This window comes from Myxococcus sp. CA056 (genome assembly GCF_013336715.1).
GTDB classification, from domain to species: Bacteria; Myxococcota; Myxococcia; order Myxococcales; family Myxococcaceae; genus Myxococcus; species Myxococcus llanfairpwllgwyngyllgogerychwyrndrobwllllantysiliogogogochensis.
Genome location: NZ_JABUMT010000013.1, coordinates 221797 through 241961 on the forward strand (window position 1 = coordinate 221797; position 20165 = coordinate 241961).

The following is a 20165-nucleotide window of genomic DNA, read 5'->3' on the forward strand; positions in this document are numbered from 1 at the left end:
GAAAAAGAGCCGCGCCCACCCTTGGAGTGGGGCGCGGCTCTCGGACATCAACACTGACAGCGGGCTACTGGCAGCCACCCGCCTGCAGGTAGTCGACCAGCGAACCACCGCCGCTCGAGTTCTCACGACTCACCAGGCACTGGCCCGCGCCGACGGTCACGCTCGAGTCACCCACGGTGAGCGACAGCTCGCCCGTCACCACCTGCACGCCGCCCTTGAAGCCGGTAGCGGCGTTGGCCCGCACCGGACGCAGGCTCGGGCCGCCCGTTCCACCCGTGAGGCGCACGCGATACGTCGCCTCTTCGTACGCCGACGGGACTTCCATCTCGGCGTCCGCCTTGAGCGGAGCCAGGAAGAAGCGCGCCACCAGGTCCACCTCCGGCTGCACGCGCACCAGCGGCAGCCCGTCATCCCCGCGCGACAGCGTCAGGTCGAAGTGGCGGCCGGACTGGCTGTTCAGGTCCAGGGTGAAGAGCTTGTCGGCACCCAGGCTCAAGAAGCTCTGCGCGTCGCCGAGCCCCACGTGGCCCACGGTGAAGTCCTTCTGGTTCTCCGTCGCCTCCAGGGTGAACGACAGGCCCGCCAGGGACACCGTCCAGTCCTTGCCGCGCAGCGCCGGCGCCAGGCCCGCGTACGGCAGGCGCACCTCGGTGGTGTTCAGGTCCAGCAGGAAGCGCGCGCGCTTCGCCGCGCCATCCGCCTCCAGCTCGACCAGCGGAGCAGCGCGCTCCGAAGAGATGGCGATGGTGCCATCCTCGCCCGTCAGCTCCAGACGCAGCGCCTGGAGGATGGAGCCGCTGACAATCCAGTGCTGTTCCCCCGCCTTCGTCACCTTCAGCTCCACCTGCCCCACCATCACCGTGGGCAGCGCCGCTGCCGCCTCCGCGTCGAGCTGCTGCACCGCGCTCTTCACGCCCCCCAGGTCCACCACCAGGGAGGTGGCCTTCGGCAGGAAGCGCAACGACACGGGCTGGGCACGCTTGGACCCGATGAGGAACGTCAGCTCCAGCCCGTCATCATCCAGGGTCGTCGCGCGCACGCGCAGCTCGGACTGGTTCACGAACTTCACGCAGTCGGCGTCCGGCAGCACGCTGCCATCGGTGCAGACCTTCTCGCCCTTGAGCAGGAAGATGGTGGAGTCACCCTCCGTCGACTCCACGTGCTCCGCGATGAAGACGCGCTCGCGGAGGTACTTCTCCAGTCGCGCGGACTGGGCATTCGTCTTGGCCTCGTCGGAGAAGTCGGGAAGCGCCGAGCCGCCCTCCTCATCCTCCTGACTCGGGAGCGCCGGCAGGGGGACGCCGTCAAAGCCCGCGCTGAAGACGGAGAGGGCCTCCTCCAGGCTGTCGACCGCGGGCAGGCCGTTCATCGTCCGCACGCTCGCGCTGACACCGCGCACCATCTCCGCCGAACGGCTGGCGGTGACATCCGCGACCTTCTGCGCATCGGGCGGGTTCTCGCTGTCGCATCCGGTGGCGACCAGGGCGAACACCGCGACGCCGGCAAGCCAGGACCTGGCGTTTCTCATGAGCTGCTCCTTGGAAAGGGTGTGAGTGCGTGCCCCCTCTTGAGCAATGCATGGGCCAACCGGGACTCCAGGTGTTTCCAGTGGTTACCACCACGACTGGGGGTGTAGCGCGCTGCACACCGCGACATCACTGTCACGAAGGCTACGCACCTCGCATCCCCGGCGCGCGCGCCCTGACACGGATTGGACGCACCGCGCGAGGCGGCTGGTTTGACTTAATATACACCGTACACTAATCAGGCAGGCCTTGATTCCGGCGGAGCGTGAGCACTGCACGTCCGGACAAAAGGAGCGACAGATGGCGGATCGTTGGCTTCTCCAGGGCGCCACCGTGGTGACAGGAGACCGGGAGCACGAAGACCTTCCGTGCGGCGATATCCTCATCGAGGACGGGCGCATCACCGCGATGGGCCGGGAGCTGCGCGTGGAGGGCTGCCGCGTGCTCCCTCTCGCGGGGAAGCTCGTGATGCCGGGGCTCATCGATACCCATCGGCACACGTGGCAGACGCCGTTGCGTGGGTTGGGGGGTGACTGGACGGTGCTCGACTACCTCGCGGCCGTCCGGGTGAAGCTCTCCCCCGCCTTCCGCCCGGAGGATGTCCATGCGGGCACGCTCGCGGGTGCGCTCGAGGCGCTCGACGCGGGCATCACGACGCTCGTCGACCACGCCCACTGCATCGCGTCACCGGCACATGCGGACGCGGCCCTCCAGGGGCTCCAGGAGTCGGGCATCCAGGCACTCTTCGCCTATGGCTACGCTGCCGGCTCCGAGCCGAGTCCCTCCTTGCCCACCCCTGAGCACCGCTTCGCGGATGCACGACGGCTCCGCGAAGGCCCGCTCTCCTCCGACAGCCGACGGGTGCGCCTGGGCATCGCGCTCACGGAGATGCAGATTCCGTGGGAGCAGAGTCGAGCGGAGGTCTGCTCGGCGCGTGAGCTCGGCGTGCCCATCACCCTGCATTGCTCGGCATGGCCCGTGACGGGGCCGAGCGAGGTCGAGCAACTGGAGCGTGAGGGCCTGCTCGGCCCGGACCTCCTCTTCGTGCACTGCACATTCAGCGGTGACGACGACCTGGCACGAATCGCGGGCAGTGGCGGCTCCATCTGCGCCACCCCGGAGTCGGAGCTTCAGATGGGCATGGGGTTCCCTGTCATCGGACGTGCCCTGCGCGCGGGGGTTCGGACGACGCTTGGCTGTGATGTCGTCGCGAGCAACGGAGGCGAGCTGTTCACCGCCATGCGGCTCGCGCTCCAGTCCGAGCGGGGCCGCGCGAATGCACTGGCGGGCCTGCCCAGGAGGCTCGACCTCAAGGCGGGCCGGATGCTCCGCATGGTGACGCAGGACGCGGCCGATGCCATCGGGCTCGGGGCCGTCACGGGCTCCCTGCGCCCCGGGAAACAGGCGGACCTGATTGTCCTCGCCGCCGACGCCCTGAACATGACTCCGCTGGGCCATCCGCGCGATGCGGTGGTGCTGCAGGCCCATGCGGGGAACGTCGAGTCGGTGATGGTTCGCGGCGAGCTCGTGAAGCACCAGGGGCGCCTCATTGGGAAGGACGTGGCCGCCGTCCGCCAGAAGGTCCTGCGAGCGCGCGATGCGGTGCTGGAGCGCGTCGGAGGGCTGTCCGCGCTCCTCGCCGACCACGCGAAGCTGGAGGAGCATTGGGACCTTGGGAACGGGCGTGCAACCGCCACCTCAGGGACGCGCTGACGACATGGCGTGAAGTACCCGTTTGCGTGCCTCGCGGAGCCCACTAGGTTGGACGCCGCCGCGGAGGGACTCGCGCGGCGATGCGAGGAGCGGGATGGCCGGTCGCGAAGGGGCTGCGGGAAAGAAGGCGCGGAAGACATTGGGACGCCCCGCTCGGCTGTCCCTCCCCCTCGTCACCGAGGCCGCCGCGAAGCTCGTGCGGGAGAGTGGACTGAAGAACCTCTCGATGCGCGTGCTGGCGGAGCGAATCGGCGCGACCCCCATGGCCGTCTACAAGCACGTCGGAGACCGCGAGGAACTCGTATCGCGGGTCGTGGAGCACGTCTTCGAGCAGCTCTCGCTGCCCGATGATTCGCTCGCGCCGCTGGACTGGCTGCGGGAGGTGGCGCTGCGCGTCCGCGTGCTCGGCCTGACACACCGGGGAGTGATGGACTTTCTTCTAGAGGAGGGCCCGGCCGTCCGCGGCGCGCTCCTCGTGTTGGAGCGCACCGTCAGCAAGCTCCACGAAGTGGGCGTGCCCTGGAGCGAGGCCGGGGATCTGCACAACACGTTCTTCTCCTGGCTCGCGGGCACCATTCGCCGCCAGGAGCAGTGGGCCGGCAGGGCCGAAGACGCGCCCGCTCCCCTCCAACGCTTCCACGCCGCCGCCCTCGCCCTTCCTTCCAAGGACTACCCCGGTGTGAAGCACACCCTGGAACGCATGCGAGCGCTGGATGTCGACGCGGAGTTCCAGAACAGCCTCGACTTCATGCTGGAAGGAATCGGCCGACGCATCCAGCGTCATCAGGATGAGGCCCCGCCCGCGAAGAAGCCTCGCCGGAAGGCGTGAGCGCCGCGCCACGGGAGAGCGATTGGACGCACCCGGCGGAAGCCAGCGACTCGTGAAGGCAACACCGCGAGGATTCGGTGGGCACCTCGCGGGCAGCGCCTGTCATCAACCGGGGCGAGTGGTGCCGGGTCATTCGTACCAGGTCGGCACGAGCTTCCGGACCTCCGGAAGCGCGGCGACGTCACAAACCATGGTCCACGCGGCGGGCGTGAGCGCCCCGTGGCGTGCCTCGCATTCGGTTTCGCCGGTGGGGATGAAGTAGAGCGTCTCCTTCGGCAGGTCGCAGCCGGCGCGGCCTCGGGAGGGGTTTGCCTCGATGGAGGGGGCGAGCGCTTTCACGCGGGCGAGCAGGGCTTCGTCCCCCGTCGGCAGGCAGAACTCTACTGAGCCATCATTCATGCACCCTGTCTCTCGGCTGAACCTGAGCTTGTGTGTCGGGCAGGCCTCGCCCTGGACCGAGGGGGCACCGGAAGGCCGCGCGCGTGGCGGAGGTGTAGCGCAGGCCGACAGCGCGGCGAGCAACAGGAAAGGCATGGCGAATCGTCTCACGACGATTCCTTTACACGCCTCCTTCACTGTCGGGGAAGCGCGAAGTCGCCCGAGAGACAGGTCCACGAAGACGGGGCCATCCAGTCCCAAAAGACATCACACGACTAAGGGAAATCCACAGGACTGTGACAACTCCACTTCGATGAAGTGACAGTCCAGGGGGTGCGGGCCGAGGCGGAAGAGTGCTAAACCCAACGAAGTCTCACAGCGGCCTCCACGGCCACGAAGCCCTCCACCCAAAACCAGCCGTCCACACGCAGCCCGAAGTTCGCTCCACCCGTCACGCTCATCCGCGACGAAGAACTCCGTCCATACAGCGACTGTCCATCTCCAGGGGCACGGGGGCAAACCACAAGGGAGACACGACATGCTTCAAAGCATGAGTCTGCTGTCGCTATGCCTGCTCACCAGCCTGCCAGCAAAGTCCGTCACACCTGGAGACACCGCGACGCAACAAACCGAATCGCCAGACAGCCCGTTCTCCCTGCTCCCCGTCTCTCCACGCGTCTCGGCGCCGCCCTCCGCGACAAAGACTGAAGCCGCCGGGCCCGCTCGCACGATGCTTCCGGAAGACGCGCCCAACTGGCTCCAGATGCGCGGCACCAGCGGCCTGGACCAGGGAACAGATGTCGCGGCGTCCTGCGAAGGCGTCTATGCGGTGGGCTACACCACGGGCAGCTTCGACGGGAGCACCACCGCCGTCGGGAGTGACTGGTTCCTGGCCAAGTACAATCTGGCGGGCGCGTTTCAATGGGCCCGCCAGCATGGCGCGCCCGCCACCTCCGCCAACCCCAACCCCGCGGACTTCGCCGAATCCATCGCCACCTTCGACGTCGGCGGTCGATGCAACGACCCCGTCATCTATGTCGCCGGCTACACCTCGGGCAACCTCGACGGGAACACGAACTCGGGCAGCTCCGATGCCTTCCTGACGAAGTATGACAAAAAGGGGACCCGCATCTGGACCCGGCTGTTCGGCACCCCGACCGCTGACCGCGCGACCTCGGTCGCCACCGACAAGAGCGGCAACATCTACATCGTCGGGTATTCAGCCACGGCCTCTTCGGGGACCGATGCCTTCGTCGTGAAATACGATGCGGCGGGGACCCTGCAATGGTCGAAGCCACTCGTCAGCAGCAACAACAAGAACGACCAGGCCCGGGGCGTCGCCACGGACGCCAATGGCGACATCTACGTGGGCGGCCACACCCACGGCAATCTCGGGGGAAACAATACGGACAGCAGCAGCCTGACCAGCGACGTCTTCATGGTCAAGCTGGGCCCCACGGGCACCCAGATATGGGCGAAGCAGTTTGGAACCACCACCCAGGATGTGATGGAGGACCTGGCCACCTCGCGACGACTCACCGGCGAGATTGATATCTATCTGGTCGGCTACACCATCGGGAGCTACGCGGGAACCAATCCCAGCGCCGAGTACGATGCCCTGCTCCTGAAGTTCCGGCCGGACGGCACGGTCCAATGGCAGCAGCAGTTCGGAACGGCCGGACGGGACATGCTGTACGGAGTCACCTCCGACGGCGGCGGTACGGTGTACGTGACGGGCATCAGCAACCACGACATCAAGACCGGCGCCCCGCTCGACAGCGGCGACCTGGCGGAAACCGATGTCTTCATGAGGAGCTTCAGCGCGACCGGAGCCCCGTTGAAGAGCCGGCAGATCGGCTCGACCCACCCGACGCTCCCCAACGCCGAGTTCGACATCGGCGCGGGCATCGCCGTCGACACGGGCGCTGGGGTCTACATCGTGGGCCACACCGACGCGGCCTTCCCCACCCTTCGCGCCACGTCTCAAGGCAGCACCGACCTGCTCGTGTTCAGGTACCTGGAAGGCTGCACCATCACGACGCCAGGCCAGTGCCACCTCAGCTATGGCTGGGGAGACCCGCACTACGTGACCTTCGACGGCTATGCCTATGACTTCCAGGGGCACGGAGAGTTCATCCTCGCCGAGTCGACCGTCGGCGACCTTCACATCCAGGCCCGCCAGCTCCCCTGGAACGGCTCTTCCCATGTCAGCGTCTTCAAGGCCGTCGCCGCCAGGCTTGGCACCGAGCGCGTGGCCTACTACCTGGGGGCTTCGCCTCCCTTCAAGATCAACGGCCTCGCGGTTCCCATCACCAAGGAGACCCCGCTGCGCGACGGAGGGCGCATCATCCCTCGAGGGAGCGGATACGTCGTCGAGTGGCCAACCGGAGACCACCTGGTCATCACTCCCGTCGGCTCCTACATGAATGTCGACGTGCTGCTGTCCCCGGCGCGCCGAGGCAACGTCCGGGGGCCCCTGGGCAACTTCAATGGCAACCGCGCCGACGATTTCGTCCTGCGCGACAACACGCCACTCGCCGCGCCTCCTTCGTTCGCGCAGATGTATGTCGGCCCACAGGCCTACGTGAACAGCTGGCGAATCTCCCAGGCGGAGTCACTGTTCGACTATGCCGCGGGCGAGTCCACCGCCACGTTCACCAACCTCAACTTCCCTGTCGCACCGCCGTCACCAACCCCCGCCCAGCGGCAGCAGGCCCAGCAGGTCTGCCAGAACGCGGGGGTCACCCAGATCGCCACGTTGTGGGCCTGCATCACGGACGTGTTCGTCACCAATGACACCTCGTTCGCCAGCGGCGCCGCGGCCGTCCAGACCAGTGCCCAGACCCAGGGCACTCCGCCTCCTCCCCAGCCCGCCCCCCAGTCCGTCTATCTGGTCAACTTCGAAGCGGGCGCGGGCGCCGGTGAGTGGAGCTCACAGCTCAGGAGCACGGTGCCCGCGGGAGGCCGCACCTTCCTCGGCGAGTTCAGCAACGAGACTGTCAGCCTCACGCTCCCGTCCCTGCCCCCGCACACCACGGCCACCGTCAGCTTCGACCTGTATGTCATCAATGGCTGGGATGGCAACGGAGCCTTCGGCCCCAGCCGCTTCCGGCTGACGGCATCGGGACTTCCCCTCCTGCTCGACACCACCTTCTCCAACACGCGGAGCAGCCAGTCGTATCCGGGGAACTACCCCACGGTGAACGCGGCCGGAGCAGGCGCTTTCGAGCGAAACACCCTCCTGTATCCCATGGGGGACTCGGTGTACCGGCTCAAGTACACGTTCAACCACTCGGCCACGAACCTGACGCTGTCCTTTGCCGCGGCGGACCTCTCCGGAATCAATGAAGAGGCCTGGGGTCTGGACAACGTCGAGATACAGCTCCAGTAGCGCCCACCAAGGCAACATGCGGCCCTTCCACTCCGTGGCTCCGGGTGGAGGGGCCCCTTGCCTGGAGCCAATCCCATGAAAAACCATCTCGGGCTGTTGCTCGCGGGGACTTGCACGGCCCTCGCCGCGGGTTGTGGTGCTTCCGAGGAGGTCCTCCTGGAAGGACCTGCCACCACGCGCGCCTCCGCGAGTGTCGAGGACGCCGCCTTCACGACGCTCGACTACCCTGGCTGCGAGCAGGACTATTCCGACCACAACACGCCGGTGCTCTACGAAGGAATCACCACCGAGCGCAAGGCGTGCAGTGGAGAGACGTCCACCGTCTTCGTGAACTTCCTTCACGAAGTCCCAGCGGGCATCACCCTCGACCTGTTCCAGGCAAACAGCTTCGGGAAGTTCGGGCTGGACGACAAGCTCGCGCAGCGCGCGCCGTTGCATCTCGTCAAGCTCGACACCTTCGTGAATCCCTGGGGCGTGCCGATAACGCGCTATCGGATCTCCATCAGCTACACCCTGGTCGAGTCCGAGTACTGCCGGCATGCCACCTTCTCGGCCGCCTACCAGCTCGCCACCGATTGCCCCGAGCTGCCGACGATTCGCTCACCGCCGCAGACCGACTCGCTCACTCCCAAGACGTACGCGGTCTATCCCTTCACCGTCTCCAGCGCCAGCAACGCAGGCGCCCACAAGTTCGTGGCCATCCCATCCGTCACCTCGTGTTCCGAGTGTCACAAACCGGCCTTGGGACCCACTCCCGAGCACGTCTTCGAGTACCGCCGCACCGGCACCACCCCGTGGTCCACCATCACTCGCGCCGACTACCTCGCGTTCGAGGTGACCGTGGCCTCGGCGGGCATCTACGAGTTCAGGTCGAAGGGCCGGCTCAAGCCCAATGGCAGCTACTCCAGCTACTCCCCAGTCTCCGTCCTGTACGTCCCGTAGCCATGAAGCCAGCCCCTCCAAATCGAGTCAGGGAGTCATCATGAATGCATTCTTTCAAGGCCGGTGCTTGTTCCCCAGAGGTGTCGCCCCCACGCTTCTCGCCGCATTCGTCGGGCTCGTGGGGGGCCTGGCTTGTGATGGGGAGGAGACCCGCCTCTCACACGAAGTGGGCTCACCCGAGGCCTCCACGGACCTGACGGCCGTTGTTTCTCCCATGGCCTCGGAGGCCTCGCTGGCCTCGCTTGCGCCCCGTTGGGAGGCCACCGGCTCCCTGAGCATCGACCGACACAGGGCCGCCAGCGTGCGACTGAACTCGGGCAAGGTGCTGGTGGCGGGTGGGTACTCGTACAACAGCAGCTCCAACAACTACCTGGCCAGCGCGGAGCTCTATGACCCGGCCACCCGGACCTGGTCCATGGCCGCGTCCATGGCCGTCAATCGCGACGGGCCCGTGGCCACCTTGCTCGCGAACGGAAAGGTGTTTGTCGTGGGCGGCTACACCAGCGCGGGCAGGACGGCGACCGCGGAAATCTATGACCCGGCGACCAACTCCTGGTCCGCCGCCGGCGCGATGCGCACGGCCCAGGAGGACTGCACCGCGACGCTGCTCACCAACGGCAAGGTGGTGGTGACTGGCGGCTACGTCTCCACCCCTGAAGTGTATGACCCGGCGACCAACACCTGGTCTCTCGCGGGAGCCCAGAGTCCGACCCGATTGGGCTCGACGTCGACCTTGTTGCCCAACGGGAAGGTGCTGCACGTCGGGGGATGGGATGGAGCGACCCACGCCACGGCGCGCCTGTATGACCCCGCCACGAACTCCTGGTCCGCGACCGCGTCCATGGCCACGGCGCGTTGGGACCACACGGCGACGCGCCTGCCCAACGGAAAGGTGTTGGTCGTGGGCGGTTGGGAAGATGTGGCGGCCGCGGAGCTGTACGACTCCACGACCAACACCTGGTCCCCCGCCGGAACGATGAGCACGCCCCGTGCGTTCCACACCGCCGCGCTGGTGGATGGCAAGGTCCTGGTCACCGGCGGCCACACCAGCAACAACCGGAACACACGGCAGTCCGCGGAGCTGTACGACCCCACGACCAACACCTGGTCCCTCACGGCCCCCATGGCGACCGGCCGCTCCTGGCACAGCGCCATCACGCTCGTCGATGGAAACATGCTCGTCACGAATGGAGGGCGGACCTCCGAGCTGTACACCCTCTCCTCCGCCCCCATGGGCAGGGTCGCGCAGGGCTACACGTGCGGCGCGGCCGACACCTTCACCCCGAGCTGCGCCTACAGCGCGTCCCCGGACGCCACCTATGCCTGGACGGCGCCCTCCACCGGCCTCTTCACCTTCACCACCGCCGGCTCCGACTTCGACACCGTCCTCGAGATTGTCGACAGCACCACGAGCCAGTCGCTCGGCTGCAACGATGAGGCGAACAGTTCGACGTCCCAGTCCTCGCTGACACTCTCACTCGTCGCGGGACAGAACATCACCGTCAAGGTCGAGGGATACAGCGTCCACTGCGGCAACTACGCGCTCAACATCCAGTAGGGCCGCGTGGGGCGGGAGTTGTTCATCAGCCAACCCGCTGCCGGAACGTGGCGCCTCCGGGAGACAAGGCCCACGCCGCGCCAGGACCGCTGCGGCTTCGTCACACAAGCCGCAGTCGCGTCTCTCACCGGATTGAGCCCGTGTCCGAGTCGTGGTCTAGGCATCCGCACCATGCGCTCGCAGATGTTGCGGTCCCTCCTCGGACTGATGCTTGTCATTCCCTTCCGCACCGTGGAGGCCCGGCCCGTCCAGGCGGAAGCCCAGCTCTGGTACACCGTGTCGGCACAGGGCCACATCGGAGAGCACTTCCTCTACTACCTGGAGGCGCAGCCGCGCTTCAGCAAGGACGACGGCCGCGCCATCCTCCGCTCGGCGGGAGGCGTGCGGCTGTTCCAGGACATGTCCCTGTGGCTGGGCCAGGGCTGGATTCCGCTCTGGGTCTGGGATGGAGACCCTGCGCTACAGCGAGGTGAGAGCCGCCTCTATCAGCAGTACCTCTACACGCCGAAGCTGGGGTCCGTGCGAGGGACGCTCCGGGCGCGCTTCGAGCAGCGCTTCCTCTCCGGGACGACGGAGGTCTCCCTCCGCGCGCGCGTCATGCTCCGCGGTGCCCAGCCCGTGGCCGCGGAGGGGCGCCTGTCACTGATTCTCTGGGACGAGGTCTTCTACCATCTCAACTCGGTGGAGGGCGGTCCCAGCGCGGGCTTCGACACGAACCGCGCGTTCCTCGGCGTGGGCTGGAAGTACGCAGACCACTCTTCCGTGGAGGTGGGCTACCTCAACGCCTTCATCCGCCGGCCCTCCTCCGAGACGGATCAACTCATTCACGCGCTCTCCGTCTCCATGCCCTTCAACTACTTGTAGCAAGGCGATCGGTGCTCCGGCCCCCAGTCCCCGTGCCTGGGGTGTCTTTGCCCCAGGGGGCAGATGACCGATAAACAGACATCACTGTGTGTTTCCGAAACACTTCGTAATTTCCCCACAATCCGCAGCAATTACGCGGAGCTGTGCGAAGCGCCGTCAACACCCTTTACGCGCTGGAGCGGAACACTTGGAGCACCCGTAGTCCATGTTATACGCCATTTGCGGGTTTCTCACCCTACGAGATTGCTTGGCCCATCGATTGCTCAAGGCCCGGAGCGCGTCAGGCCGCAGCTGGTGGACACCAGGCGGATGACGCGTCCCCCCGTAGTCTGAATGGACGAGGAATCTCCGATGCCCGTGTTCCAGAAGATGTTCAAGGGAGCTGCTGTCCTCGCGATGACCGGTAGCGCGCTGCTGACTGGCTGCGGCACCGACACGCAGGTCGATGACGCACAGCACGAGCAGGAAATCATCGCCAACCTGGTCGAGGCCGGCTTCCCGGCGAACGACATCATGGTGGCGGATGGCGACGTGTACGTGGGCCGCGACGCCCATGTGACGCTCGAGGCGTCCCGCGAGATGCTGCAGCCCGTCGAGGCCGGCCCGGAGCAGTACCGCACGACCAACCTGGTCGCCTCCAGCATCACGCGCATCTGCATCGTTCCGACGGCCGCGTTCAACGGCTACGCGCGGCTGAGCCAGGGCCTGGATCTGGCCATCGCGAACTACAACGCGCTGGGCCTGAGCTTCACCATGGCGCGTGGCAGCACGGGCACGTGCAGCGCGACCATCTCCGCGCGGACCACGACCGGCACGGGCGGCTCCGCGGGCTTCCCCTCCGGCGGCCGTCCCTACGGCACCATCAACATCGGCACCGGCCTCAACACCTACAGCGTGGGCGTGAACGAGCACGTCATCACCCACGAGCTGGGCCACACGGTCGGCTTCCGTCACTCTGACTACTACAACCGCGCCATCAGCTGCGGCTCGGGTGGCAACGAGGGCGCCGCGGGCGTCGGCGCCATCCACATCGCCGGCACGCCGACCACGGCGTCCACGGGTGGCTCGCTCATGAACTCCTGCTTCCGCTCGACGGAGACGGGCAACTTCACCGCCTCCGACCGCACCGCGCTGACCACCCTGTACTAGTGCTGGCGCGCTCCCCACGGATTCAATCCTGACGCCGTGGGGGTGCTCCTCGAGGGCTCCGCCCTCACCGCCCGAGCCTCCAGTCCGCGACTCACGTCCGGGCTGGAGGTTCGCGGCTTCATGCGGTGTGGCCCCCGTGTATCGAATCAGTTCTCTTCGGAGCGCTGGGACGTCACGAGCCAGCCCTTGCCGTCGAACTGGTAGAACCAGGTGGCGTTGCCCTCGCCCCGGTCGACCAGCCCCTGACTCGAACCCATGGGCGCGCCCTGGGGGACGTAGCGCTGAAGGCAGCTCACCTCGCGCGGCAGCGCCAGGACCTCCCGCACGTGCCCGCCGCGCGTGAAGAGCACCCGCACGGGGACGGACTGGTTGCACGAGTAGCCTTCGCCCGGGAAGGCGTAGTCCGGCGCTCCGTCCTGGTCGAAGTCACCCCTCACGCACGGCCATCCGTCCTTCCGCAGGACGTCCAGGTCCACGCCCACTTCCTCGAGTCGAGGCGCCGCGTCGCCGACCGTGCCCACGCACAAGCACCGGGTGCTCGTCTCCGTGTCACAGCCCTCGTCCGCGAGCGCGATCTCCACGCGTGACGGCGTCTCCTCGCCGCGCAGTGGCGCCTCCGCGCACCCTACGGCCACTGACAGCACAGACGCCCAGATGCAGGTCCAAGGTCGCTGAATCACGTATCGATGCCTCCTGGGGAAGCCCGATTGCAAGCCACGTGCACAGGCCCGTGCGGCCCTGGGGCCACACCTCCATCGAGGGGACAAGGCTCGTGACGCCGTCATGGCCCGCGAGCCCGCGAGCTCGTGGCGGCGGTTGACGTCCACCCCGTCATGGTCGAGGACGGGGGGATGATTGAACTGCCCCCGGGTGCCTCCATGAAGGACTACCAGCACTACATCCACGAGCTGGAGGCCCTGCATGGCTGGTTGAAGCTGGACCTGGTCCACAACTGCTTCCTCATGGGAGAGGAGGTGGGCGAGGTGTTCAAGGCGGTGCGCCGCCACGAGAAGCTCTATGACGAGGGACGCGGCACGCCCACCGAACAGGCCCGTGCCCATGTCGGCGAGGAGCTGGTGGACGTGTTCAACTACCTGCTGGCCATCGCCAACCGCGTCGGTGTGGACCTGGAGCAGGCCTTCCGCGAGAAGAACGCGCGAAACCAGCAGCGCACCTGGAGCTGAGCCAGGCGCCCCGGTCCAGGGCCCCTCAAGTCTTGCGCACTGACTTCTTCTTTTCGCGCTTGCCACCCTTCGATTTGCGCGTGGACCGCTTGTCGACCACCTTGGGCTCGTCGGTATCGCTGTCGTCTTCCCCCTGGCCCCCACGCGACTGTTGCTTCTGCTCGCTGGAGCTGGAGGAGGCCGGACCGCTCCGAGTCGCGGCGGCTCCGTCGAGAATTCCATCCGCGCCGCCAGCGGACAGCCCCGCGGCCTCGCCGAGCCCATCGCCCACATGGTCCGGCAACCGGGGCTCGGGGACCACGATTTCGGCGGTGTTCCCCTCGTCGTCATACACGGCGGACTCCCAGGCAGCCTCCTCGTAGGCCCGCTTCCAGGCGATGACGTAGGACTTCCGCCAGGCATTGATATAGGCGACACGCTCGGCGGCGTCCGCGCTCCCGCGAGTCGATGCCTCTCTGATGAGGTGGGCACCATCCGTCCGCGCCTGCAGCTGCGTGTAATGGTCCTCGATATAGGGAATGGCGTCGGGCGCCGGAATGGGAGCGGGCTCATCCAGCTCTGTCTCCTCGAACACCACCTCCCGATACTTCTCCTGGAAGTACCGGGTATAGGTGAGGGCGAACTCCGCCTCATAGGCCTGCCGGGCGGGCGTATCCGTGAGGTTCGTCACCGCGGCGCGGGGAATCTCGCTCAGGACAATCTCCCGGTTGCGCAGGACCGTTTCGTTGGCGCGGTCCGTCTCCCACCTGAGGGGCCCGGATGGGTGGTTCCTCCCCACCTGCCCGGCCAGCTCATCCGCATCGAAGGGTTCGTCCTTGTAGTGGTGGACGAAGTTCGCCACGGGAACCCTGGCCAGATCGATTTCCACCTCGCCATAGCCGCTGAAGCCCACGCCATGATTGGAGGTGATGTCTCCAGGCGTGGACCGGGCCGACAGCAGCTTTCCAACGCCCTTGCGCGTCTGGAGGAAGGACAGCAACCGGGGCTCGTTGGGGATTTCGTCCAACTGCGTGTTCGCGTGAGTGTTGAGCCACTCCAGGTCGCTCACCTTGCCCTCCCCCACGTTCCGGACCCGCGGCGTCGGCGCCCCCGTGCTCGCATCGAAGTTGTAACCGAGTCGCCCTTCCGTGAGGTGGCCCCGATTCATGGGCGTGAGCGCCCGGCCTTCCTTGAGGGCCTTGCGCTCGGGAGGGGTGATGCCGCGCCAGGCCTGGCGCCGAAGCATCCGCCCTCGGACCCGCACGTAGTCCCTGTCGCTGGGCCCCTCCAGGGTGTGTTTCTTGTAGATGTTGGCGACGCCATGCGCGGCCGGAGTCGCGAGCAGATACGCCGCGTTCCCCCTGAGGATGTTTGCCAATGGAGCGCCCTGGTAGGAGATGACATCTCCCGCCACGCTGAAGTCCTCATCGCCGCCCAGACGCGTCACCAGTCCCTGGGGGGTGAGCTCGGCGTTCTCCAGCGCATGGGAGTAGGCTGTCTGGGCTTCAATCTCATCCTCGTGTCCGTCGAAGTCGGCGACGGCGGCGGCCTTGCCAGCCTTGACCTCCTCTTTGTACGCCGCATGGATTTCGCGGAGCCGCTGGTGCCCCGCGGATTCGCGGGCCGCATCCGCCACACGGAGCCCGAACTTCGCGCCGCCCACGCGCTGGATGGGGGCGTTCGGCGAGCGGCCTCCCAGGCTCGCCGCCAGCTTCGCCTGCGCCACCACGCGGGGGCCCTGATTGAGGCGCGCCCCGAGCGCTTGCAGGGCAGCCACCCGGGGATGTGCCCCTCCCTCCATCCGCTCGTCCCGAGAGGTGACCTGCTCGACCATGGGCACGTCACGCCGCGGCTCGAAGCTCTTCACGACACACTCCTCTCGCTGGAGTCCCAAGCCTGCCACTCGGGTCTGTCCTCCACCCACGGAGTCGGTGAGGGCGGGACGACCCGGACAGTGCGTGAGCACCCGCGCTTCCACTGTCAGTACGACGCGCCACCGCTGACCGTCGGGTGCCCATCTGTGGAGAGACACCAGGGAGGCGAGCGTCGCGCGCGGCCTGGAGGAACGCGGCTGCGTCCCCATGAAACGCAGTGCCGACATCGCGCCTGAGCGCGGGTTGCGATCCCACCGCTCCACCCAGGGTCGGAAGGGACACGTCGGCGCGCGGTCCGAGCCCCGGCATCCGTCACGGCCCCCGGCCAGAGGCGCGCGTCCGTCCACCGCCCGAGGCGGGCCTCCTCCTGGGCCCATGGAATGGGGCGAATCAGCCCTCGCCGCGTCCACGGCACGAAATGTGGATTGCAGGCAGGTGGCACGTGCGACGTCCGCCTGCTGGCCCGTTCACGGGGGGGCTGGGCTCGCGCGTCTCCTCAAGGAACCTATTCAACTGGGATGAAGCCGGCATGCCGAGTGTCTACACCGTGTGTTTCTGTGGAACCGCCTGCGCGCGAGACGAGGGCGAAGTCACGCGATATTGGGACTACAAGCTTCTCGGCCTCTTCGCCAAGAACGACCAGCGCCTCATCAGCCACAAAGACATCTTCGACAAGGGGACCGGATACATCCCGGTACGGCTGCACACGGAGATCTCCACCCACCTCCAGGACACGAAGAAGAGCGTCACCGTTCGAGGTGTCGGCGAGAACGACTGGTACGACCAGATGGACACGTGTGACCCTCTGGACGCCACCCTGCCCGGCGCGCCGGAAGAGCTGCGCAAGTACGCGCGGGCCTACTCGGAAGGCAACCAGCGGACCATGGGGGGACAAATAGCGGGCTGGGCGGATGCGGCGCTCGCACTGCATGCCGCGAGCCGTGCCGCCGCCAGCGGGGCGGAACAGTACAACTTCGTCGGGCACAGCCGCGGCGCGGTCGAATCCATCATGGCCGCCTGGTTCCTGTATGCCTATGGGGGCGAGGCCTGTCGGAACATCCCCATCAACATCTTCGCCATCGACCCCGTTCCGGGCACCGGCGAGTGGTACGGCATCCAGACCCAGCTGCCTCCCAATGTCGTCAACTACGTCGGCGTCTACGCCTGGGACCACCTGGACGTGGGCTTCAGCGCGGTGATTCCCCGGCCCAATGCGAGGATGACCCAGCAACGCGAACACGAGGCCATCGAGGGCCGGGGCCTGGGGAGCACGTGGCAGACGCTCGCCAACAACCGCCAGTTGGCGGACCCCCTCCTCGCCTCCGACCTCCCCAAGCCCGAAGGGTATCGGCTCTACGCGACCCGAGGGCGCCACAGCACCGTCGCGGGAATCGGCACCACCGATGGCCTGTATGACCCGAAGAAGTTCAGCGACGACGTCGCGGCGGTTCCCAGGCTCATCTACAAGATGGCGCGGGGATACCTGACCCGATGGGGAACGACCTTCCACACGAAAAGCCAGGTCCGCGATACGGTCAGGCAACTGCGAAAGAGAATCCATACAGCGCATTCTCATTTCGACGCCATGGCGGGCGGGCAGACCCGGACGTCTCGTTATGTGACACGGCAGTCCGTCCGGCGGGTGTCCTCCATCCATGGCGTCCTGGGCTGGAACAAATACTACTTCGAGGACGTGGTGGGCACGCCTCCCTACAGGCTCGCCTATCCCTGCACCATCGAGCAGACCGGTGGTGGCTGGGTGGACTGGACGTTCCTGTGAATCAGGTCGTGGCTTCCGAGGGGCAGGGACAGCTCAGGCAAGGAGTGCGGAGCAGATGAGTCAGATCAACGCGGTGCGAAGCAAGATCGAACCCCGCTATTTCAATCACCTGAGCGGTGCGAGCTATGTGCGAATCATGGACACGCCTCGCATCTGGGGGCTCGACTTTGGTCCCGGCATCATGGACCAGGCCCGGAAGCGCACGAAGGAGTTCGAACGAGCGCTCGTCGAGGTCATCCAGAAGTCGAAGTTCCGCTGTGACGTGGCCTCGCTCAACAGCCCGGACCCCGAATGGGCCAAGGTGATTCTGGGGGCCATGGATGCCGCGCTGAGCGAGGACATGGGCAGGACGAAGCGGACCCAGTTCCGGTTCCTTTTCGGGCAGACGCCCATGCTCCTCATGAACGGCACGGCGCCCCCGCTCATCGACTTCCAGGGCGCGCTGATTCGACTGGTGAGGGCGCGGACGCGCCACTGGAAGATGAAGCCGGAGATCTGGATGGGCCAGTTCTACCGGCTCCGGGAAGGACTCCAGTCAGGGCTCCTCGCGCGCCTCGCGGAGTCGCTGCCGAGCTGGATGGTGTCGGAGGGTGATGACGACTTCACGAAGATGACGTGGAATCACTCGAAGATCATCGCCGTGGATGGCATTGAATCCCTGGTGGGGGGACACAACCTCAACATGGACCTGTTCACCAGCTATCCGCCGGTGCATGACGTGTCGGTCGTCATGCATGGTGAGGCGGCCCTGGGGTCGCAGCTGTACTTGAACCAGATGTGGGCGTGCAAAACGGATGTGTTCACGAAGGAGTATCTGGATGTCGATGCCGGCGTCTGGAAGAACGGCGATGACCACGTCGGCAAGCCTTGGGAGCTCAAGGACCCGCTGAACGAGCAGGATGCCATTGATTACCGGACCGAGCGTTTCGAGGCGCTCGCGCAGCTGCATGGTGGAAGCGTGGAGGACTTCAAGTCCTCTCCCAGCCACTCCAGCAAGAAGCTCTTGTCGGAGTCGGACGAGGACCTGGACGAGGACCTCATCGAGGACGACATCCGGAGGGATGACCTGCAGACCCTCGCCGACCTGGAGCTGCCGGTGTTCAAGGAGAAGAAGTACAGCTCCTACGCCAGCCTCGGTGAGTACAAGAAGGCGACCCGCGTCTTGTCGCTCGGCAAGTACTGGAAGGGCTCGAACCTGGAGGAGGACTACGAGAAGGCGTCCGAGCTGATGAAGCAGGAGTTGATCCAGGGCGCGAAGAGCATCCTCCGGTTGTCCCAGATGGACCTGGTGAGCGCGTGGAAGAAGAAGTGGTCCTCCCACGTCGTCTGCCACTGGATCATGGACGCGCTGCTCAAGAACGAGAAGCTGGTCGTCCAGGTCGTGGTTTCCCCCCTGGACGCCGGCGCGGGCGCGGAGGGAGACCAGTATTCGTTCGGCTCGGGTGCGTGTCGCACGTTCGAGCTGTTCCAGTACTACGCGACGCATGCCGTGGACACCGACACCCGGCTGCCAGATGCGGACGTGCGGGAGCGTGCGTTGGAGCGACTGCACATCGCGCCGCTCTATTTCACGGACAAGGTCCCCGAGGGGAGCACCACCGAAGGTGAGACCTATTTCTGGCCCAAGCTCACGGAGGAGGGAAAGACGGCGACCCTGAAACAACCCTCGCTCGCCACGGTGCCACCGGTCAAGGGCGTCATCGGGAGCGCACAGGAGTCGGTCAAGAAGGCCAGCGGCGCCTTCTATCCCAAGGTTCCGTCCGCGCCGGGCAATCACGCGAAAATCATGATTGTCGACGACGAGTCGTATGTCGTCGGGTCCGACAATCTCTATCCAGGCTTCCTCTCCGAGTTCAACTACCTGGTGGAGGGCGCGTCCGCCGTGAAGGACATGCTCGAGTTGTATTGGGAGCCCCTGTGGGACTACTCGGGACTGCACTGTGTCAATCCCCTGTGCGAAGGGGGTTGCAAGACGCGCCCTGAGAAGCCCAAGCCCAAGCTGCCCTCGTTGCTGGGGCCCCGACTCGGCCTCTATTCGTCGCTGCTCGGTGGCAGAGGAGGCAATCCCTTGCTCCTGGCGGGCCTGATGTCGACACCGCTCTTCGGCAAGACAGGCTTGAGCGGCTTCGGCGGAGGGAGTGGCCTGGGCATCTTTCCGCCGCTCCTGAGCAACGACAACCAGGGCAAGGTCAAACGGGTGAAGGTGTCCCAGACCGAGAACCTCGACACCCTCCTCCAGCAGGACGACGAGGCCGCGAAGGTGGGAGTGGTGGAGCGGCAGCTCGCCAAGGAGTCGGTGCCGTCGAGTTCGGAGCCCTCCTCGCCGAAGGCCCAGAAGAAGAAGGACCCGGACGTCCATTCGAACGGCGACAAAATCGAGGACGAGCACTACTACACGGATCGCCAGATTCTCCGACTCATGGAGCACTACATCGGGCACATGCCGAATGTGGTCGTGCGCCCCGGGCTCGGGGCCTACCAGCTCCGTCGCCTGGGGCCCGACGCGTTTGACGATGCCCTCCAGGGCATGGCCGAAGATCGCGAGCCCCGCATCATCGTCCAGCCCTACAACGTCAACGGCAACCACTGGGGGTTGATCTACATCAAGGCGGCGCCGTCACCGTTCGGAGGCAGGGCCCAGGCCCGCGTGCTCTACATCGACCCGCTCAACCCGAGCAGCGTGCCGAATCTCGGTCCCCTGCGGCGCGCGTTCCCGGACCTTGAAGTCGAGCGGTGCGACATCCCCTATCAGAATGACAATCACGGTGGTGGCTTTGGGGGACAGCACAGCTGCGGCCCCTGGATTGTCCACCTGTCGCGGTGCCTCGTGCACTCCGGGAACGCCCTGCCCCTCCCCGCTCCGAACCCCCGCACGGCCGCAATCAAGCTCCGCGAGGAGCACCAGAAGGCCCTGAATGGTCTGAACCAGGGCGGCAGCGACTTCCTCTGAGTCGAGGACGACGTCTCTGGCCGCGCGGCCGCCTCGAAGGGGGCTCCG

Annotated in this window: 14 protein-coding genes; 10 read left to right on the plus strand and 4 right to left on the minus strand. The window is 66.4% G+C overall.

Annotation, left to right across the window (positions count from 1 at the left end; all coding sequences use genetic code 11):
• Nucleotides 1–64 precede the first annotated feature (64 nt).
• Nucleotides 65–1528, minus strand: coding sequence for a hypothetical protein (locus HUA76_RS35725; protein ID WP_254614691.1), 1464 nt, complete (start codon nt 1526–1528; stop codon nt 65–67).
• Between the two features lie 298 nt (nt 1529–1826).
• Between HUA76_RS35725 and HUA76_RS35730 the strand changes: the two genes are divergently transcribed.
• Nucleotides 1827–3239, plus strand: coding sequence for an amidohydrolase family protein (locus tag HUA76_RS35730; protein WP_174463375.1), 1413 nt, complete (start codon nt 1827–1829; stop codon nt 3237–3239).
• 94 nt (nt 3240–3333) lie between these two features.
• Nucleotides 3334–4068, plus strand: a complete 735-nt coding sequence (locus HUA76_RS35735; protein ID WP_174463376.1) for a TetR/AcrR family transcriptional regulator — start codon at nt 3334–3336, stop codon at nt 4066–4068.
• A gap of 129 nt (nt 4069–4197) precedes the next feature.
• Here the strand turns inward: HUA76_RS35735 and HUA76_RS35740 are convergent, their stop codons facing one another.
• Nucleotides 4198–4467 (minus strand): hypothetical protein, encoded by a 270-nt coding sequence (locus HUA76_RS35740; protein ID WP_246137408.1) that lies wholly within the window; start codon nt 4465–4467, stop codon nt 4198–4200.
• Nucleotides 4468–4984: 517 nt separating this feature from the next.
• Here HUA76_RS35740 and HUA76_RS35745 point away from each other — a divergent pair.
• The 5 genes from HUA76_RS35745 to HUA76_RS35765 all read left to right on the plus strand — a co-directional run bounded on the left by HUA76_RS35745 (nt 4985) and on the right by HUA76_RS35765 (nt 12350).
• A complete protein-coding gene (locus HUA76_RS35745; RefSeq protein WP_174463378.1) occupies nt 4985–7837 on the plus strand; it encodes an SBBP repeat-containing protein in 2853 nt (950 codons plus the stop codon).
• A gap of 75 nt (nt 7838–7912) precedes the next feature.
• Nucleotides 7913–8779, plus strand: coding sequence for a hypothetical protein (locus HUA76_RS35750; protein WP_174463379.1), 867 nt, complete (start codon nt 7913–7915; stop codon nt 8777–8779).
• 40 nt (nt 8780–8819) lie between these two features.
• Nucleotides 8820–10337, plus strand: a complete 1518-nt coding sequence (locus HUA76_RS35755) for a kelch repeat-containing protein (RefSeq protein WP_174463380.1) — start codon at nt 8820–8822, stop codon at nt 10335–10337.
• Nucleotides 10338–10520: 183 nt separating this feature from the next.
• Nucleotides 10521–11201 carry a DUF2490 domain-containing protein gene (locus tag HUA76_RS35760; protein ID WP_254614692.1) on the plus strand — a complete coding sequence of 227 codons (681 nt, stop codon included), beginning with the start codon at nt 10521–10523 and terminating at the stop codon, nt 11199–11201.
• A gap of 351 nt (nt 11202–11552) precedes the next feature.
• Complete coding sequence (locus tag HUA76_RS35765) at nt 11553–12350, plus strand: zinc-dependent metalloprotease (RefSeq protein WP_254614693.1); 798 nt, start codon at nt 11553–11555, stop codon at nt 12348–12350.
• A gap of 146 nt (nt 12351–12496) precedes the next feature.
• Here the strand turns inward: HUA76_RS35765 and HUA76_RS35770 are convergent, their stop codons facing one another.
• Nucleotides 12497–13030 carry a hypothetical protein gene (locus HUA76_RS35770; RefSeq protein WP_174463381.1) on the minus strand — a complete coding sequence of 178 codons (534 nt, stop codon included), beginning with the start codon at nt 13028–13030 and terminating at the stop codon, nt 12497–12499.
• A 171-nt stretch (nt 13031–13201) separates the two neighbouring features.
• Here HUA76_RS35770 and HUA76_RS35775 point away from each other — a divergent pair, with 171 nt between their 5' ends.
• Complete coding sequence (locus tag HUA76_RS35775; RefSeq protein WP_141645212.1) at nt 13202–13534, plus strand: MazG nucleotide pyrophosphohydrolase domain-containing protein; 333 nt, start codon at nt 13202–13204, stop codon at nt 13532–13534.
• Nucleotides 13535–13559: 25 nt separating this feature from the next.
• Here the strand turns inward: HUA76_RS35775 and HUA76_RS35780 are convergent, their stop codons facing one another.
• Nucleotides 13560–15380, minus strand: a complete 1821-nt coding sequence (locus tag HUA76_RS35780; RefSeq protein WP_174463382.1) for a hypothetical protein — start codon at nt 15378–15380, stop codon at nt 13560–13562.
• A gap of 536 nt (nt 15381–15916) precedes the next feature.
• Here HUA76_RS35780 and HUA76_RS35785 point away from each other — a divergent pair.
• On the plus strand, nt 15917–17167 hold the full coding sequence (locus HUA76_RS35785) for a Tat pathway signal protein (protein WP_174463383.1): 1251 nt from the start codon (nt 15917–15919) through the stop codon (nt 17165–17167).
• Between the two features lie 55 nt (nt 17168–17222).
• Nucleotides 17223–20117, plus strand: a complete 2895-nt coding sequence (locus HUA76_RS35790) for a hypothetical protein (protein ID WP_174463384.1) — start codon at nt 17223–17225, stop codon at nt 20115–20117.
• Nucleotides 20118–20165 lie beyond the last annotated feature (48 nt).

What these genes read in the sequence shown, in the direction of transcription:
- HUA76_RS35725 (WP_254614691.1), bottom strand. Translation starts at nt 1,528, where the DNA reads ATGAGAAACGCCAGGTCCTGGCTTGCCGGCGTCGCGGTGTTCGCCCTG.
- HUA76_RS35730 (WP_174463375.1), top strand. Translation starts at nt 1,827, where the DNA reads ATGGCGGATCGTTGGCTTCTCCAGGGCGCCACCGTGGTGACAGGAGAC.
- HUA76_RS35735 (WP_174463376.1), top strand. Translation starts at nt 3,334, where the DNA reads ATGGCCGGTCGCGAAGGGGCTGCGGGAAAGAAGGCGCGGAAGACATTG.
- HUA76_RS35740 (WP_246137408.1), bottom strand. Translation starts at nt 4,467, where the DNA reads ATGAATGATGGCTCAGTAGAGTTCTGCCTGCCGACGGGGGACGAAGCC.
- HUA76_RS35745 (WP_174463378.1), top strand. Translation starts at nt 4,985, where the DNA reads ATGCTTCAAAGCATGAGTCTGCTGTCGCTATGCCTGCTCACCAGCCTG.
- HUA76_RS35750 (WP_174463379.1), top strand. Translation starts at nt 7,913, where the DNA reads ATGAAAAACCATCTCGGGCTGTTGCTCGCGGGGACTTGCACGGCCCTC.
- HUA76_RS35755 (WP_174463380.1), top strand. Translation starts at nt 8,820, where the DNA reads ATGAATGCATTCTTTCAAGGCCGGTGCTTGTTCCCCAGAGGTGTCGCC.
- HUA76_RS35760 (WP_254614692.1), top strand. Translation starts at nt 10,521, where the DNA reads ATGTTGCGGTCCCTCCTCGGACTGATGCTTGTCATTCCCTTCCGCACC.
- HUA76_RS35765 (WP_254614693.1), top strand. Translation starts at nt 11,553, where the DNA reads ATGCCCGTGTTCCAGAAGATGTTCAAGGGAGCTGCTGTCCTCGCGATG.
- HUA76_RS35775 (WP_141645212.1), top strand. Translation starts at nt 13,202, where the DNA reads ATGATTGAACTGCCCCCGGGTGCCTCCATGAAGGACTACCAGCACTAC.
- HUA76_RS35785 (WP_174463383.1), top strand. Translation starts at nt 15,917, where the DNA reads ATGCCGAGTGTCTACACCGTGTGTTTCTGTGGAACCGCCTGCGCGCGA.
- HUA76_RS35790 (WP_174463384.1), top strand. Translation starts at nt 17,223, where the DNA reads ATGAGTCAGATCAACGCGGTGCGAAGCAAGATCGAACCCCGCTATTTC.